14 protein-coding genes are annotated in these 15,668 nt (G+C 62.2%); 4 read left to right on the forward strand and 10 right to left on the reverse strand.

Annotation, left to right across the window (positions count from 1 at the left end; all coding sequences use genetic code 11):
• Window positions 1-966, reverse strand: coding sequence for an aldo/keto reductase (locus AC1DLO_RS04420; RefSeq protein WP_476889381.1), 966 nt, complete (start codon window positions 964-966; stop codon window positions 1-3).
• Between the two features lie 110 nt (window positions 967-1,076).
• Complete coding sequence (locus AC1DLO_RS04425) at window positions 1,077-2,771, reverse strand: glycoside hydrolase family 13 protein (protein WP_476889382.1); 1,695 nt, start codon at window positions 2,769-2,771, stop codon at window positions 1,077-1,079.
• Window positions 2,772-2,880: 109 nt separating this feature from the next.
• On the opposite strand from AC1DLO_RS04425, the gene AC1DLO_RS04430 reads away from it, so the two are divergent.
• Complete coding sequence (locus AC1DLO_RS04430; protein WP_476914410.1) at window positions 2,881-4,074, forward strand: ROK family transcriptional regulator; 1,194 nt, start codon at window positions 2,881-2,883, stop codon at window positions 4,072-4,074.
• A gap of 42 nt (window positions 4,075-4,116) precedes the next feature.
• Here the strand turns inward: AC1DLO_RS04430 and AC1DLO_RS04435 are convergent, their stop codons facing one another.
• Window positions 4,117-5,688 carry a Na+/H+ antiporter gene (locus AC1DLO_RS04435; protein ID WP_476889384.1) on the reverse strand — a complete coding sequence of 524 codons (1,572 nt, stop codon included), beginning with the start codon at window positions 5,686-5,688 and terminating at the stop codon, window positions 4,117-4,119.
• 181 nt (window positions 5,689-5,869) lie between these two features.
• Window positions 5,870-6,526, reverse strand: coding sequence for an NAD(P)H-binding protein (locus AC1DLO_RS04440; protein ID WP_476889385.1), 657 nt, complete (start codon window positions 6,524-6,526; stop codon window positions 5,870-5,872).
• 514 nt (window positions 6,527-7,040) lie between these two features.
• Here AC1DLO_RS04440 and AC1DLO_RS04445 point away from each other — a divergent pair.
• Window positions 7,041-7,976 (forward strand): LysM peptidoglycan-binding domain-containing protein, encoded by a 936-nt coding sequence (locus tag AC1DLO_RS04445; RefSeq protein WP_476889386.1) that lies wholly within the window; start codon window positions 7,041-7,043, stop codon window positions 7,974-7,976.
• A gap of 420 nt (window positions 7,977-8,396) precedes the next feature.
• On the opposite strand, the gene AC1DLO_RS04450 is transcribed toward AC1DLO_RS04445, so the two are convergent.
• Both AC1DLO_RS04450 and AC1DLO_RS04455 read right to left on the reverse strand, forming a co-directional pair.
• A complete protein-coding gene (locus tag AC1DLO_RS04450; protein WP_476889607.1) occupies window positions 8,397-8,783 on the reverse strand; it encodes a hypothetical protein in 387 nt (128 codons plus the stop codon).
• A gap of 222 nt (window positions 8,784-9,005) precedes the next feature.
• Window positions 9,006-10,205, reverse strand: a complete 1,200-nt coding sequence (locus AC1DLO_RS04455; protein ID WP_311770541.1) for a sensor histidine kinase — start codon at window positions 10,203-10,205, stop codon at window positions 9,006-9,008.
• Here AC1DLO_RS04455 and AC1DLO_RS04460 point away from each other — a divergent pair.
• Together AC1DLO_RS04460 and AC1DLO_RS04465 are read left to right on the forward strand one after the other, a co-directional pair.
• The gene (locus tag AC1DLO_RS04460) at window positions 10,192-10,560 is read left to right on the forward strand and encodes a hypothetical protein (RefSeq protein ID WP_311770542.1); all 369 of its coding nucleotides are present in this window, start codon (window positions 10,192-10,194) and stop codon (window positions 10,558-10,560) included. The genes AC1DLO_RS04455 and AC1DLO_RS04460 overlap by 14 nt on opposite strands.
• 400 nt (window positions 10,561-10,960) lie before the next feature.
• Window positions 10,961-11,764 carry a response regulator transcription factor gene (locus tag AC1DLO_RS04465; protein WP_476889387.1) on the forward strand — a complete coding sequence of 268 codons (804 nt, stop codon included), beginning with the start codon at window positions 10,961-10,963 and terminating at the stop codon, window positions 11,762-11,764.
• A 10-nt stretch (window positions 11,765-11,774) separates the two neighbouring features.
• On the opposite strand, the gene AC1DLO_RS04470 is transcribed toward AC1DLO_RS04465, so the two are convergent.
• The 4 genes from AC1DLO_RS04470 to AC1DLO_RS04485 all read right to left on the reverse strand — a co-directional run bounded on the left by AC1DLO_RS04470 (window position 11,775) and on the right by AC1DLO_RS04485 (window position 15,645).
• Entirely contained in the window at window positions 11,775-12,230 is a 456-nt protein-coding gene (locus AC1DLO_RS04470; protein ID WP_476889388.1) for an Hpt domain-containing protein, read from the reverse strand.
• A gap of 126 nt (window positions 12,231-12,356) precedes the next feature.
• Window positions 12,357-13,241, reverse strand: coding sequence for a type II secretion system F family protein (locus AC1DLO_RS04475; protein WP_476889389.1), 885 nt, complete (start codon window positions 13,239-13,241; stop codon window positions 12,357-12,359).
• A gap of 8 nt (window positions 13,242-13,249) precedes the next feature.
• Window positions 13,250-14,179: a type II secretion system F family protein gene (locus AC1DLO_RS04480; RefSeq protein ID WP_476889390.1), complete on the reverse strand. Its 930-nt coding sequence runs from the start codon at window positions 14,177-14,179 to the stop codon at window positions 13,250-13,252.
• Window positions 14,180-14,181: 2 nt separating this feature from the next.
• On the reverse strand, window positions 14,182-15,645 hold the full coding sequence (locus tag AC1DLO_RS04485) for a CpaF family protein (RefSeq protein ID WP_476889391.1): 1,464 nt from the start codon (window positions 15,643-15,645) through the stop codon (window positions 14,182-14,184).
• Window positions 15,646-15,668: the final 23 nt, after the last annotated feature.

Here is a 15,668-nt window from a genome sequence, read left to right on the forward strand (position 1 = left end):
TTAGGGGAGCTTGCTGCCCCGCGCAGCCACCCACAGGCCGTACCACTCGGTCCGCGTCATGGCTGCGGCAACGGCGGCAGCATCCGCGCAGGCAGCGATCCGCGCCGGGTTGGAACTGCCCAGCACAGGGGAAATGCGTGCCGGATGCTTCATGAGCCACCCCAACAACACGGACTCAGGAGTGACACCCTTTGCTTCCGCGAGCTGGGCGACCAGAGCGGCAGTTGCGGTGTCGGCGGCAGTCTGGGAATCCGGCGTCGAGCCCGTGTACCTGCCCTGGGCGAGGGAACCGTAGGCCTGCAGCTCGATCCCTTGGCTGACGCAGTGCTCCAGGGTGCCGTGCGGGAAGCTGTAGCCGAGGGCGTCGTCGTGGTTGACCAGGACGGCGCTCTCAAGCCAAGCCCGCCGGTGCAGGCTCATCTCCAGCTGGTTGGCCACGATCGGCACCTCCAATTCGTCCTGCAGGAAGGCGATCTGCGCACCGGACATGTTGGACACGCCCAGTTGCCCCACTTTGCCTTCCGCCACGAGCTGCCCGACGGCGGACGCCACCTCTGCGGGTTCCATCAGCGGGTCCGGGCGGTGGAGCAACAGCACGTCGACGTAATCGGTCCTGAGCCGCTGCAGGCTTCCGTTGACGCGTTCCAGGATGGCGTCCTTGCTGAGATCGTAATGTCCTTCGATTCCAGGTTGACCGAGCGTGATTCCGCACTTGGTCTGGAGTTGGATCTTCTCCCGCAGCCCTGGCGTCCGGGACAGCACTTCGCCGAACACGGCTTCCGACTTGCCGCTGCGGTAAATGTCGGCGTGGTCGAACAAGGTAATGCCGATGCCCATGGCGGCTTCGATCGCGGCCGCGGCTTGCTCAATCTCGGCACTCCCATAATCGCTGCCTTCCCATGGACCTCCAAGGCCCATGCAGCCATAGATGAGCCGGCCAGACGCGATTTTGCTCTTTGCAGTCATTTTCAAACTCTTTCACATGCAACTGGCCCGCAGTTGTTGTCGTTTACAGCCTTCTAAACGACAACAACTGCGGGCAAGTTGGGTCAGCGGTCAGTGGTAAGGGGTGGGGACTAGACGATCCAGGCGGTCGTGTTTGCCGGGAGCTTGCCGCCGTCGAGCGGTGCGCTGCTCACGACGACGGTGCCTTCCGGAAGTGCCACGGGCTCGGCGCCGAAGTTCGTCACCGATTGCCAGCCGTTGGGCCGCACGAAGTGCAGCACCGACTCGTTGCTGGAAGGAATCCATTCAAGATCCTCGGCCGCCTGCATTGCCGACCGCAACTCCAGGGCCTCGCGGTACAGCTCCAGCGTGGAGCCCGGAACGTTTTCCTGTTCCGCCACGGCGTAGCCGGCGAACCATTCAGGCTGCGGCAAGTGGGCATGTCCATCGCCGAAACCGAACGACGAACCTTCACTGGTCCACGGCAGCGGGACACGGCAGCCGTCACGGCCGACGTCGACACCCGGGTTGCGGAAGAACGCCGGGTCCTGGCGCTCGCCGTCAACGATGTCGCCGACTTCCTGCAGTCCAAGTTCTTCGCCCTGGTACAGGTACGCGGAACCCGGCAGGGCGAACATCAGCAGCGACGCGGCGCGGGCACGGCGCAAACCGAGCTCGGCGTCGACGTCGGCGACCGAACCGCCGTCGAGCAGCCATTGCTTGCCGTCCTGGCCCAAGCCGTCACGGCCGCCACCCGCGGGCAAACCGTAGCGGGTCGCGTGCCGGACGACGTCGTGGTTGGAGAAGACCCAGGTGGACGAAGCACCGGATGCGGCAGCCTCGCTCAGGTTCTTCGTGATGATGTTGCGGAACTGCTCGGCCTCGAAATCGGCCTGCAGGAGGTCGAAGTTGAAGGCCTGGCCCAGTCCTTCGGGGCTGGCATAGCGGGCGCGGCGGTCCGCGTGGACCCATGCCTCGGCGACGGCCGTCCGTGGCGGGTTGTACTCGTTGAAGACCTTGCGCCACTCAGCGTAGATCTCGTGCACCTCGTCGCGGTCCCAGAACGGGTGGGCGCCCAAAGCGTTGTCGCCTTCCTTGGGCAGCTCGGTCTTGGAGGGCAGGACCTCCGGCAGGTCCTTCGTGAGGGCATGGGCAACGTCGATGCGGAAGCCGTCCACGCCACGGTCCGACCAGAAGCGCAGGGTCTTCAGGAAGTCTTCACGGACCTCGGGGTTGTCCCAGTTGAAGTCCGGCTGCTCCTTGGTGAAGATGTGCATGTACCACTGTCCGGGAGTGCCGTCCGGCTCGGTGATGCGCTCCCACGCCGGGCCGCCGAAGACCGAGTCCCAGTCGGCCGGAGGCAGTTCGCCGTTCTCGCCCAAGCCGTCGCGGAAGATGTAGCGTTCACGGGCTGCCGAGCCCTTCGGGGAAGCCAGCGCTTCCTTGAACCATTCGTGCCGGTCCGAGGAGTGGTTCGGAACGATGTCCGCGATCAATTTGATGCCTGCAGCGTGCAGGGCAGCTGCCATCTCATCGAAATCCGCCAGGGTGCCCAGCTTCGGGTCCACGTTGCGGTAGTCATCGACGTCGTAGCCGCCGTCAGCAAGAGCCGAAGGATAGAACGGGCTCAACCAGACAGCGTCGATCCCCAGCGCTTTCAGATACTGAACCTTGGCGGTAATGCCCTTGATATCGCCCAGGCCATCGCCGTTCGCATCGGAAAAGCTACGGGGGTAGATCTGGTAGACAGCCGCTTGGCGCCACCAGTTGGGATCGGCCATGCGCTCGGAGTCGGTGTGAGTTGCCAAGGTGGCGGTGGAGGACAAAAGAGATTCCTGTTCTGTGTCGACGCTTCGATGGATGGGACTTTTATTTAGAATCTAAATTTAGTACCTCAAGTATTATGTGACGCATACCTACAGGAGGTCAACAGCCATGCCTGAAATCGCGACTGCCACTCCGCAGATGCTCCGGCGGTTCAACGCGGCCACCGTGCTCGGAGCCATCCGTTCCTCCAACGCCGTGACGGTTTCTGAGCTGATGGACGCCACCGGACTGACCCGCGCCACCACCATTTCCGTGTGCGAAGACCTCATGGCCCGGGGCTGGATCCGCGAGCTGGAAAAGGATTCCGATACCTACCAGAAAGGCCGGCCCGCACGGCGCTTCGAGCTCGACGAAAGCGCCGGGTGCGTCCTGGGAATCGACGTCGGCGTCCTCAAAACCACCGTGGTGGTGGCTGATCTACGCGGCAAGACCACGGGACGGGCCAGCAAGCCATTTCGCGCCAGGGAGATCGAAGCCGGGGAACGGATCCGTGTCATCAGCCAAACCGCGCTAATCGCCCTCGAGGCTGCCGGAGTGGCGCCGGAGAAGGTCCTCGCGGTGACGGTCGGGCTTGCTGCCCCGGTGGACCGGGACGGAAACATCCTTGTCAGCCAGCCGTTTTGGAGCCTGTTCGACGTCGGCCTGAAGAAGGCCCTGCACGATCTGCACGGATGGGCGGTAATGCTGGAGAACGATGCCAACTTGGCGGCATTGGGCGAATGTTGGCGCGGCGCCGGCAGCGGCGTCCAGGACCTCGCCGTACTCTTGGCCGGCGAGCGTTTCGGCGCGGGCCTGGTGGAATCCGGCCGACTGCTTCATGGCAGCCGCGGCGGCGCTGGCGAGATGGCCTACCTGGACATGGTGGAGGGAGTAGGCTCTCCCGACGGCCTCGCCGCCCTGGCCAGGTTGTGGGCGGCGGAAGCCTTGGCGGGAAAGTCCAAAACCACGCTGCGCACCGCGGCCGCCCGCGAAGTCACTGCACAACACGTCTTCGCCGCCGCCGCCCAAGGCGACAAGGTGGCGCTGGACATCCTGGACCGGCTCTCGGACCGGCTGGCCCGGGTGGTCTCCACGCTGGCCATCATGCTCAACCCGGAGCTCGTGGTGATCGGCGGCGCCGTGGCAGATTCGGCGTCGGTCCTTCTTRAGCCGACTGCCCGGAAGCTGGCCACGTACACGGCCACTCCGCCGCGGCTCGCGGCCTCACCCTTGGGCGACGCGATTGTGGGCATCGGCGCCGTGCGCCACGCACTGGACCACGTAGAGAAAAACTCCTTGGATCTGGTGTTGCGGCGCGCCTAGTCGCGTCTTGCGGTGCCGGCCGTTTCCCGTCGGCGCGGGCCGCTAGTCCGGCATCGCCATGGTGCGGAGATCCAGCTGGCGCAGCACGCGGTCGGCTACTTCCGGATCTGTGCCAGGCTCGCTCCGCGCAGCGACCACTTCCTGGCGTGCGGCGTCCAAGGCGATGGTCTGCACCGCGATGGCCAGTTCCCTGCCGCGTTGGCGCTTTTCGGCGTCGGACTCATTTTTCAGTGTCCCGTCCAGTAGCTCGGCATGCAGGCGGGTCATCTTTTCCTTGACGAGGGCCACCTTGTCTGCCGGTAGCTCCTTCATCAGGTCGTGTTCTTTGAGCGCAGAGATCGCCGCAGTCTGGGCGCGCTTGGCCAAGAGGCGCGCGGCATCCTTTTCGTGCGAACCGTCCTCGGACGCCTTGAGCACGCGCATGAGCCACGGAAGCGTCAGCCCCGGCAGGACCAAGGTTGCCAGCAGCACCGCGCACGCGATCACCAGGATCTCGTGCCGGGCCGGGAAGTCACTGCCGTCCGCAATGGTGAGCGGCAGCGCGAGCGCGAGGGCGAGGGTGGCCAGTCCGCGCATGCCGCACCACGTGAGGATCAAAACTTCTTTGGGTGACGTCGGCTGCAGCAGGTTCTTCCGTTTGCGGGCAGAGATCGCCAAGAGCCCGAGCCACAAGAAGCGGACAACAAACACCAGCACGCACACCACTGCCGCCGTGCCGATCATGCCGAAAATGGCCGAGCCTTCGTCCCGGATCACATGGCGGATCTCCAGCCCCACCAGCCCGAACGCCAGGCCCGTGGCAAGGAGTTCCACCACATCCCAGAAGGCCGTGCGCGTGACCCGCTCGGCGGCGTCTTGGGACCGCGCGTGCCGCTGCGTCTCAAGCGCGGTGACGACGACGGCGATCACCCCTGAGGCGTGCAGCTCTTCGGCCAGGATGTAGGCGGCAAACGGAATCACCAGCGTCACGGCGCTCCGCGCCACCATGGAGGTCACGAGCTTGGTGATCAGCCTGGTCAACCAGCCCATGGCGATGCCGACAATGACGGCCAGCGCCGCGCCGATGACGAACAGGAGGACGACGTCGGCCCCCATCTTTGTGCCGGAAACGGTCGCCGCCACTGCCGTCTGGAAGATCACGATAGCGGCTGCGTCGTTGAACAAGCCCTCGCTCTGCAGGACGGTAATGAGCCTGCGCGGCATGTGGACGCGGCCGGCGACGGATTCAACGGCCACCGGGTCCGGCGGAGCCACCATGGCCCCCAACGCGATCGCCGCAGGAATGCCGATACCCGGAATCATGAGCCACGCGGCTCCGGCAACCACCGCTGTCGACACCACCACGAGCGCCACGGCCATGAGCAGCAAGGTCCGCCAGCGGACTCGGAACACTGCCCAGGAACTCTTCTGGGCAGTCGCGAACAGCAAAGGCGGGAGGAAGATCGGCAGGATCAACTCGGGTGAAAGCTCAAAGTCCGGGAAACCCGGAATGAAGGTCATCGCCACCGCCAGCAACAGCATCAGCACCGGGTACGGTAGCCGCAGGCGGTCCCCCAAACCCACAGCCAAGACCGTTGCAAGCAGCAATCCAACAATGAGTGCCAACTGGTCCATGTTCCCGATTTCCCCAGACGTCGTAGCGGCAGCGTCCCAGGCACCTGCCGAGGGACTAGTCCTACCAACATATCCCGGCCTGGCCGCCGGCCGGGCGGGGCCGGGTGTGGTCATGGCGGGGCCGGGCGGGGCCGGGTGTGGTCATGGCGGGCGCGGTCAGGCGCCGTGAGGCCGGGCGCGGTCAGGGCGCCGTGAGGGCGTCCACTACAGGCACGGCGCCATCCCGGAACTCGATGGTGCGTCGAACCGTTTCGGGCAGTTCCAGGACCGCGGCAGCCACCAAGGCAACGTTGGCCCGGGAAGTCGCTGTCCCGGCACCCGGGTCCACCGGATCAACCTCAATGAGCGCCGACCCTGGAATGTTGGTTAGCCCGCCAGGGCCGAGAATCGTCCAGTCGAGATCGCTTGCACGGAGGTATTCGTCCGCTGCCGCCTTGGCTTCCGCGTAGGCGTAGAAGCTATTGTCCTCGGGAACGCCGTGGCTGGGTCCGGCCCCGAAGTAAGACACCATGACATACCGCGCCACGCCCGTCTGTGTCGCGGCATCCATCGAGCGGATGGCGGCATCCCTGTCCACCGCATAGGTGCGTTGCGGATTGCCTCCGCCAGCCCCGGCGGACCACACCACCGCGTCGTGGCCGTCAAGCGCAGAGGCGATCTCCGCCGTCGTCGAATTCTCGACGTCGAGGATTACCGGAGCGGCACCAGTCGCCGTGACTTCCTGCGCGTGTTCCGGATTGCGGATGAACGATGTGACCGCGTGACCCTCGTTGCTCAGGATGCGGGACAGCTGCAAGGCCACCTTGCCGTGGCCACCGATGATTGCGATTCGACTCATGGACCTATTCTGTCGTAGCGGTCAAGCCCTCCCCCCACGATGATGGATAAACTCCCCCGGCACGATTATCGGATCCCTAATTTGCAGGATGCATTGGATTTCCGAAGGAATTCCCTAGGAATAATTACGCCTGCTCGGGATCTAGGCACCCCTCCGTTCCGCGACCACTCAGGCCTGCCAAGCGAGTGGGAGCGCAGCCACCATGCACTGGCACTCACTGGGTGGAGACCCCGATACGAGTGTTCCGCTGGGTGCGGGAAACAAAAGCAAGTGGCACCCACTCGTGCGGAGTGAAATTACCATTTCTACACTCAAATCACCTGCAGCAGGAAAAGGAATACCTCTTTCATAAATCTCATTGATGGATTTATCCGAATGGGCGGATTGAGGCTTCCTCCGTGCTGCGCATTTAAGCAAAAGGGTCTCAACAAGCGCCATCCCCTGCGCCTGCGTATCACTTCCCAGGCCAACCAACCGGCTGGCCCCCAGAAACGATAATTTACGGGGATTCGAGATGTATCAACAGGAGTACGGACACAGGATCGGCGGGGACAGGATCTTCGCCTTGATATCCAGGGTGGTGAAAACCATCACCAGGTACAAGGCATCAATAGCTACCTGGGCAATTGTGGCGGCGGTCGTGCTGGCGGCCGTGATGACGCAAAACTACGCACAGGTACTGACACCAGCAGGCACGAGCGCCACAGTCGCCCCGAGCATCGGCTCGGGAGCAGTGATTGCAGCCCCTTCACCGGCCGCAGCCAATCCGACGCCGGCCGCGAGTCCTGCCCCGGCCACCACGCCACCTCTGGCACGGGCGACGGCCGCGGCGCCGGCAGCTCCGGTGCCGGCCGCAGTGGCAGCCCCTCCTGCTCCTGCGCCTGCTCCTGCGCCTGATACAAACTCGTACACAGTCGCCAGCGGCGACACCGTAGGCTCGATAGCCGCCAGGTTCGGAGTCGACGTCAACGCGATGCTGGCGGCCAATGGACTCAGCGCCTATTCCATCATCGTGCCGGGCGAGGTATTGAAGCTCACAGGACCGCCGGTTGCCGTCACCGCACCCGCTCCTGCTCCGGCCCCCGCAGCCGTGTCCGCTCCAGCCCCTGCGCCCGCACCTGCGGTCCGGACCATCTACGTCGCAGGTTCAGGCGGGCAAGCCGCAGTGGACAGTTGCATTGGCCCCATCCACTTCACTCCGACGGACGCATACTCGTTGTTTATCACCGAGCATGATTTCTGCGGAGGGTGGGCACGCTTCTCGGGTATCGGCGTCGGCGAGACGGTGAGCATCCCCGGTTACGGCACGTACACGGTGACGGGACGCGGACAGGTCCCCCAAGGTGGGACCACCAACAATGTCGCTGCCGTATTCGGCGGCTTTCCGCGGGCGGTACTGCAGACCTGCATCCCGGGCACCAACCAGATGCTGGTGATCGCACTCAACTAGTGGCCGGCCCCGCGGTGGGGCTGTCGGCGGGCCCCGTCCTGACCCTCTTTGAGTCCGGATCGTCCTGGTCAGCGGCGTGTCGCCGGCGTGTTGGGCCGAGTTCCTCCCGAAGGAGGTCAGGACGGGCGCTTGGTTCGGATCAGGTACCTGTTCTTGCCGGACCCAAGCCGGCGTTGGATTCTGCTGGATCATTCCCTCGGCCGAGGGTGGCTTGCCCCGTGAATTCAAGGCTCGGGAAATTGCCACATCGAATGATTGAGCAGAATCCGGCGCCCGTGTCCGGAGCATCTGATCGGACCAACGGAAGCCGGGAGTGCTGCACGATATTTGGAATCGGTACCCACACGGAAGCAGACCAGGGGTTCAAGGCCTCTGATCTGCTTCTCCGGATATGGCCGGCATTCTTACGTTCGAGGGGGCTCAGCCCATCGCCGGGGCCAGGACAGGCCGCGGAGCCAGTTGTTTCCGCGCCCAGCGGGCCAGCTTCTTGCCCTTGCCTTTCCACCAGTTGTCCTCGTCCTTGTCGTTGTGCCACCGGAAAATGATCATCACCATCACGAAGACGCCCATGACCAAGTCCGTCCAGGACCAGAAAATAGCGTCAACCAAGACGCTGACCCCCATGACGAGGATTGACGGCACAGCCAGGGTCCTGAAAACGGTGCTGGCCACATAACGGCGGTGCGACCGGGGCACCGACATGGCGCGGACCATGTCAAAACATAGGCACACCACCACCATTGTCTGGCCGATGGACAACAGGACCAGCCCAGGCAAGGATCCCGCGAACATGGCCGCGGACTCCATTCCCGCGCTCACCGGACAACCTCATTCAGCATGTGACGCGGATTGGGCACAACAAAATTGCAGGAAACACACATACGGATAACCCCCAGAGACCAGGAACTGCGCTTGAGACCAACTGCGTCCCATTCAATCGGCTAGCCCTGGGGTCAGTCACGAGTAGTGGGTACTCTATTCTGGTTACCCGGATTACTCGTAGGATCACGCGTTACTCGGTGCCAGATCTCATGGGCCAGTTCTCGACGTAGGGGAATTCTCCCGTTGCGGCTGCTCAATGGGCAGCGCCAAAGCAAACGTGCTCCCCCTTCCGGGCCTGCTCTCGCAGGTGATGCTGCCCCCGTGGCGTTCCACAATGGACTTGGTGATGGACAGCCCAAGGCCGACGCCTGGAATCCCTGCCTGACGGGCGGCATTTGTCCGGAAGAACCGGGTAAAAATCCTGGTGGTCTCGTCCACGGTCATTCCCATGCCCGTGTCCTGCACCTCAAGCTGGACCCAGCCATTGTTCCGGGCCGCCCTGACGCTTACTTGCCCGCCGTCGGGTGAATATTTGATGGCGTTGGACACCAAATTATCCAGGGCCTGTCCCAGCCTCAATGGATCAGCGTCTGCCCAAAGGGGCGCTGGCACGTCGGCGACGAGGCCAACGCTGGCGGCATCGGCCTGCGCTTGGGCAGAAACCAGGCTATTTTCTATCAACCCCGCCAGATCCGTGCGCCGCAAATGCACGCTCTCCACCGCAACGGCTGACAAAAGCAGGTCATCAACCAAGGCACGGAGACGCTCGGCATTGCGTGCCGCGACTTCTAATCCCCTCTTTGTTTCCGGCTGGAGCTTCTGATCGCCGCGGAGCACGAGGTCCAGATTGCCCAGAATCGACGTGAGCGGCGAACCGAATTCGTGCGAAACGTTGGCCACCAGTTCGTCCTTGGCCGCAAGGGCACCGACAACGTCGGTCACGTCCCTGAAAACGATGACCGCCCCGCCGAACTCGTCGTCTAGGTCATTCTTCATGCCACGTGCGGCGGTAGAGATGGCCCGCTGTTCGCTGCCGGCGCCGAACCAGACGAGATAGTCGGAAAATGTTTCACCGTGAACCGCCCTTCGAATGGGGCCCTTTTCAGGTGGAAGCGGGGTCCGCCGGTCCTGGCCGAAAACCAATAGGTCCTGTTCTCCGCGCCCCGACGGGCCTTCCTCTGGCATTGCCATCCGAAGGAATGCCCTTTGTTGGTTGTTGATCAGAAGGGTCTCACCCTTCGAATCGACGGCGACAATTCCGACGTCGATCGTGTCAAGGATTGTCTTGAGCAGTGTCTCCCGCTCCCGGCTGGCGGCAAGCAACTGCCGCAGGGCCTGATCCCGATGTTTCACCCGCCGCTGCTGGAGACGGGCATTGGACCCCGCCAAGCGGATGGAGACTGCCATCGCGAACATCATGAGGGGCAAAAGCACCACCGAGGAAATGTCCGACCCAGTGGGACGGGGCAAGTGCGAAATAACTGGTGGAAGCGCAATGAAGAATGGGCCAACAAAGCTGAGGATCAGGCTTGTCCTGGAAAGGACGCCCGAGGCCGATAACCAGATCACAGGAAAGATAGCCAACGTGATGAGGCCTGGTACCGCAGTGAAGGCGCCGTTTCGCGTGAAGCAAAGGGCAACTAGATCCAAAATGGGGATTGCCACGCCTGCGCTCGGCGCCAAGCGCTCCCAGGGGATCAACAGGCAACTCAGGAACAGGATCCCGTGGAGGAGGACGCCGGTCACGAACAACCAATTCTGAATTAAGCCTGGCCAAAGAGTAGGTGCCGCGATCACCAGGCCCGCGATGATGAGCGTCAGTGGCAATTCACAGACGGCCAACCGAGCCCTGGGTTGGAGTTTTCTGAAGAAACGGGCGGCCGTGCGAAAAAAAGGCTGCTCACTCAAGTCGAGACCCTTCGTTGGAGATTCGCGAACCAATTACTGCTCCGAACGATTCCTGTAACAACCGTACGGAGTCAAYGATGCCCCCAAAGATCGCCAAATACCACGGCCCCGCACGATCGACTTGAAAGTTCGGAGCCGCACATAATCCACATATTAGATGCCAGATGCCTTCGATGCTTGTATCGTGGGTATTTGGGTGAAACTTCCCGCATTGCGCTGGGCTGTGCGGCGGTGTTCACCGACTCGAGGGTGTCATGAGCGAGCCTGGGGTAGCCGTAGTCATTGAGGATGACGAAGATGTGCGAAATTTGGTTGACGCCATCCTCAAAGAAGCCGGATTTGTGGTGCATTCTGCCGCCACCGGACGCGAAGGCGTGGAAGTCGTACGACATCAACACGCGGCGGTGGTGACTCTGGATGTTGGCCTTCCGGATATGGATGGCCACGAGGTCCTGCGGCGAATTCGGGAATTCAGCGACGCATATGTAGTGATGCTGACGGCCCGACGCGACGAACCGGACACGTTGACGGCTTTTCTGACGGGGGCGGACGACTACATCAAGAAACCGTTCTTGCCCCGCGAATTGAGGGCCAGGGTCACTGCCATGATGCGCAGGCCACGCACGGCGGACAAGTTTATTTTGCCGGAGGAGGATCGCACCGGTCCTCCTCCCACCGGTGCTTCGATCGAAGACGACTCGGCCCGCCCGGACAGGCCCGACCAAGCGGTCATCAGGCACAATGGCTTGGCCTTGAACTACAAATCACGCACGGTTGCGCTTCAAGGTTCCACGTTGACCTTGACGCGAAGCGAATTCGATCTGCTCTTCGATTTGCTTCGCGCCAAAGGCGAGGTGCGGACGCGGTCTGACCTCGTTCGAGCAGCACGTGGCGATTACTACGACAACAATGCGTATATCAGCGAAGCCGACGAACGGGCTGTTGAGACCCACATCGGCAACCTTCGCCGAAAGCTCCGAGAAGATCCACAATCCCCGCGCTTTCTTCAGACGGTCCGGGGCGTCGGTTATCGGCTAGCCCCAAAAAGACCGGACTAGATTGTTGACGTCAATCGTTCCGGAGCACGTAGCTGTCCTTTAGCTCGCGGACCGTAGCGTGCCCGCATTCATCTATGGCTTTGAGCAGCGGATGGGCGTCACGCAAATCGCCATTTCGTATGTGTTCCTCCAAGCGTGACGCAAGCAGCGAAAGGCGAACTCCGCCCACCATGGTGGAAGAAGTCCTCAGGCTGAGGATTGCGTCCAGTGCCGCGGCTGCGTCACCGCGTTCGACGGCGGCCGCGAGGATTTCGTAACGGCTCCCCCACAGTTTTGCGAAGTCGCCCGCAAAGGTCCGCGCAATCAGCGGATTGTCCATCTGATCTTCCAGGAGCTGGAATTCTGCGAGGTCCAGTATCGGATGCTCAGCAAGCGGGTCCGTCGGCAGCCCGATGAAATCGTCGGCCGAACCCACACGGCTGGGGTCGGATTCCTCGTTGACCTCACTGGAACCTGAACTGAACATAACCCAATGCTACTTTCTGATTTCCGGAAAAACCCGAACTTATGCTTATCTTAAGGAAATCTTAGGCCTTTCTTGATTTAGCGATTTTTGGCTGGAGTTCTTAATATCRCAAACGAATTATGGGGCTCAGCCGCCACTGAATGCAGTTATGGCGTTGATGACAGCCGGTCCCAGGATGGCGATGAACAGCACGGGGAAGATGAAGAGCAGAAGGGGGAACAGGACCATCACTGGAAGCTTCATCGCCTTCTCTTCAGCACGCTGGCGGCGCTTCACCCTCATGACTTTGGCTTGGACCCTCAAGACCCGGCTGATGGCAATACCGTAAGTGTCCGCCTGAATGACGGCCTGCACAAAGCTTCGGAGTTCAGGAACGTTCGTACGTTCGGCCAGTGCCAGATAGGACTCGCGGCGGCTCCGCCCAACCTGCATGTCCTGGAGCGTGCGCACCAGCTCCTCGGCCAACGGCCCCTTCCCATTTTCCCCGGCCCGGGCCATCGCTCCTTCAAATCCGAGGCCGGCTTCGACCGAAATCAGCATTTGGTCCATGGTATTTGCGAGTTCCAATTGCATGGCCTTTTGACGCTCCTGTCCTTTGCTGTAAAGCATCAAATCCGGGATAAAGTAGCCAAGCAACACGACAAATATCCCCACGAGCTTGATGATCCCGCTCGAACTGTTGGTGCTGATGAACAAGCCAAAGAGGGCACCAAACAAACCCAGCGCCGGTTTTGCTGCGAGGACGCGTCCCAAAGGCAGCGAAGGCGGCCGGCCGGCCAAGGAAAGAAGCCTGTCCAGCTTCTGGACATAGCTTCCGGGGGTGAGCCGGTAGCCAAGGCGCTCCAGCACGCCGGTTCGGCCCTGTTCCTCGACTTCGGCGACGTCGAGGCCCCGTGCCAGGAGTTCCCGGACCACGCGTTGTGCTGTGCGATCCACGGAAAGGAACGACCATCCGAGGTAGGAAAGCGGCAGCGGCACCAGGAGGAGCGACAGCAAGACAAGGGGATCCACGGTTCACCTCAAAACTTCAAGTCGATAATCTTGCGCATCCAGAGCCCGCCGATAGTCATGAGGATGGCCGACGCCGCGATCATTCCCCATCCAAGCGGATGCGTGAACATCGGCTCCATGTAGCCCGGGTTGACCACCATGAGCATGGTGACGATGCCGAAGGGAAGCGCCATGAGGATGTATCCCGAGAACTTTCCCTCCGCGGCCAAGGACTTGATGTGCCCTTTGATCTCGCTGCGCTCTCGGATGGTTTCGTTGACCTGGTCCAGGACCTCCGCCAGGTTTCCTCCCACCTCGCGGTTGATTTGGATTGCTTGGGCTATCCACACAAAGTCCTCGCTCCGCATCCGCGTTGCAGTGTCGTTGAGCGAGGCTTCGAGATCTCTGCCGAGGCTGGTCTCCGTGATGATCCGGCGCATTTCCTCGGCCGTAGGACTGGTTGACTCATTTGCCGCGGCGTCGATCGCACGGAGGATACTATGGCCGGCCCTCAATCCGCCGGCAAGCAGCTGGAGGGTATCGCCGAGCTGGTCATCGAATTTTGCTCGCCTTTTGCCCGCCAAGAACCTGATGACCAGCCGTCCAACCAGGGGTGCAGGGAGAAAGAACAAAACAGCCACCCAAGGCCCGCCAACAATAAGACCGATCAGCGCACCCACGAGCGCACCGGCAATCATGAGGATGACGAAATCCGCTTGGCTCATTCGGAGGCCGGCGTTTTCGAGTTCTTCCCGGTTGAACATCCGAATGTTGCGACGCGCCAGGACGCGATGGAGCACATCGGCCGCCGAGCCTGCGAAACGGGTGAGCTGCGAGCCCGGGCCCACTTGGTAGGGCCGTCTCCGATCCATCGGAACCTCGGGGGTTTTGGGCAGGATCACGGCTACCCCGAAGATCAGGATGGCTGAAAGCATCAAGGCCATTCCGGTGAGGAGCATGCTCACGTCCTTGGTGCCGAAGTCAGCGGAGCGGCGAAAACTCCGGGTGAAACCCGAATGCCCAGGTCTTCGAAGCGGTCGATGAACCGTGGGCGGATTCCGGTCGGCACGGGCCTGCCGAGGAACACCCCGTGGGCGTCTACGCCCGCTGAATAGTCGAAGACAAAGGCATCCTGCAAGGTGACGATGTCGCCTTCCATGCCTTGGACTTCCGTCACGTGGGTGATGCGACGCGTACCGTCGCGCAGGCGGGAGATCTGGATGATGAGATTCACCGCGGACGCTATCTGCTCGCGGATCGCGCGCAATGGCAGGTCCATGCCAGCCATGAGCACCAGGGTCTCAAGGCGCGCCACCGCGTCCCGGGGGGAATTCGAGTGAACGGTCGAGAGGGAGCCGTCGTGGCCGGTGTTCATGGCCTGCAGCATGTCGAGCGATTCCCCGCCGCGGACCTCGCCGACGACGATTCTGTCCGGACGCATACGAAGGGAGTTCCGGAGCAACTCCCGGATGGTTACTTCACCCTTGCCCTCGGTGTTCGGTGGCCTGCTCTCAAGCCTGACCACATGTTGCTGCTGGATCTGCAGTTCCACAGCGTCCTCGATGGTGACGATGCGGTTATCCTCCGGGATGAAGGAGGACAAGACGTTCAAGAGGGTCGTCTTACCGGTTCCGGTGCCTCCGGACACAATGATGTTCAGTTTCGCCTTGACGCACGCGTTGAGGAGTTCGGCCATCTCCGCCGTAAGTGTGCCGAAATCGATGAGATTCCTGATGGTCAACGGTACTTTGCTGAATTTCCGAATTGTCAGCGACGAACCGCCGACGGCAAGCGGAGGAATCACGGCGTTGACGCGGGAGCCGTCCTCAAGCCGCGCGTCAACGAGCGGGGATGATTCGTCGATACGGCGTCCCACCCTCGAAACGATCCGTTCAATGACCCTTCTGAGATGTTCCTCCGAACTGAATCCGGAATCTGTGAGGGTCAGCTTGCCTTTTCGTTCGACATAGATCTGGTCCATCCTGTTGACCATGATTTCCGTCACCTCGGGGTCATCCAGCAAGCGTTGCAGCGGCCCATAGCCGAGGACATCGTCCGCCACGTCCGCCACGAGCCGGCTGCGTTCGTCCGCGGACAGCGGGACCTGCTCCGCGTCAATGATCCGAGTGAGTTCCTCCCGCGCGGTTGTACGCAACTCCTGTTCGCTCACGCTCGAGTCGTTGAACCTGGCTCCCAGCCGCTCGAACAAAGCGGTTGCGGCGCGCCGCTTGAGGGCAGCGAACGCGTCGACGGGTTGTTGGACTCTCGGCTTGGACGAGTCCGGCTGGTCGGACAGTTTGGCTGAGATGTGCGGCTTCGCGGCACCGCCGGGCTTCGTGGCCGAATTTGGCCTGAGCTGCTGAGTTGAGTCCGCAAACGCCGGTTTCACTGGGGAGTAAATGCCCGGATCTGGGGGTGCCGGCATGGGGCCATTTACACCTGCACCGG

The organism is Arthrobacter sp. 01T419, from assembly GCF_056398865.1.

Excerpts from the sequence above, each read along its gene's own strand:
- AC1DLO_RS04420 (WP_476889381.1), bottom strand. The coding sequence starts at position 966 with ATGACTGCAAAGAGCAAAATCGCGTCTGGCCGGCTCATCTATGGCTGC.
- AC1DLO_RS04435 (WP_476889384.1), bottom strand. The coding sequence starts at position 5,688 with ATGGACCAGTTGGCACTCATTGTTGGATTGCTGCTTGCAACGGTCTTG.
- AC1DLO_RS04440 (WP_476889385.1), bottom strand. The coding sequence starts at position 6,526 with ATGAGTCGAATCGCAATCATCGGTGGCCACGGCAAGGTGGCCTTGCAG.
- AC1DLO_RS04445 (WP_476889386.1), top strand. The coding sequence starts at position 7,041 with ATGTATCAACAGGAGTACGGACACAGGATCGGCGGGGACAGGATCTTC.
- AC1DLO_RS04450 (WP_476889607.1), bottom strand. The coding sequence starts at position 8,783 with ATGGAGTCCGCGGCCATGTTCGCGGGATCCTTGCCTGGGCTGGTCCTG.
- AC1DLO_RS04460 (WP_311770542.1), top strand. The coding sequence starts at position 10,192 with ATGGAGACTGCCATCGCGAACATCATGAGGGGCAAAAGCACCACCGAG.
- AC1DLO_RS04455 (WP_311770541.1), bottom strand. The coding sequence starts at position 10,205 with ATGGCAGTCTCCATCCGCTTGGCGGGGTCCAATGCCCGTCTCCAGCAG.
- AC1DLO_RS04465 (WP_476889387.1), top strand. The coding sequence starts at position 10,961 with ATGAGCGAGCCTGGGGTAGCCGTAGTCATTGAGGATGACGAAGATGTG.
- AC1DLO_RS04470 (WP_476889388.1), bottom strand. The coding sequence starts at position 12,230 with ATGTTCAGTTCAGGTTCCAGTGAGGTCAACGAGGAATCCGACCCCAGC.
- AC1DLO_RS04480 (WP_476889390.1), bottom strand. The coding sequence starts at position 14,179 with ATGCTCCTCACCGGAATGGCCTTGATGCTTTCAGCCATCCTGATCTTC.
- AC1DLO_RS04485 (WP_476889391.1), bottom strand. The coding sequence starts at position 15,645 with ATGCCGGCACCCCCAGATCCGGGCATTTACTCCCCAGTGAAACCGGCG.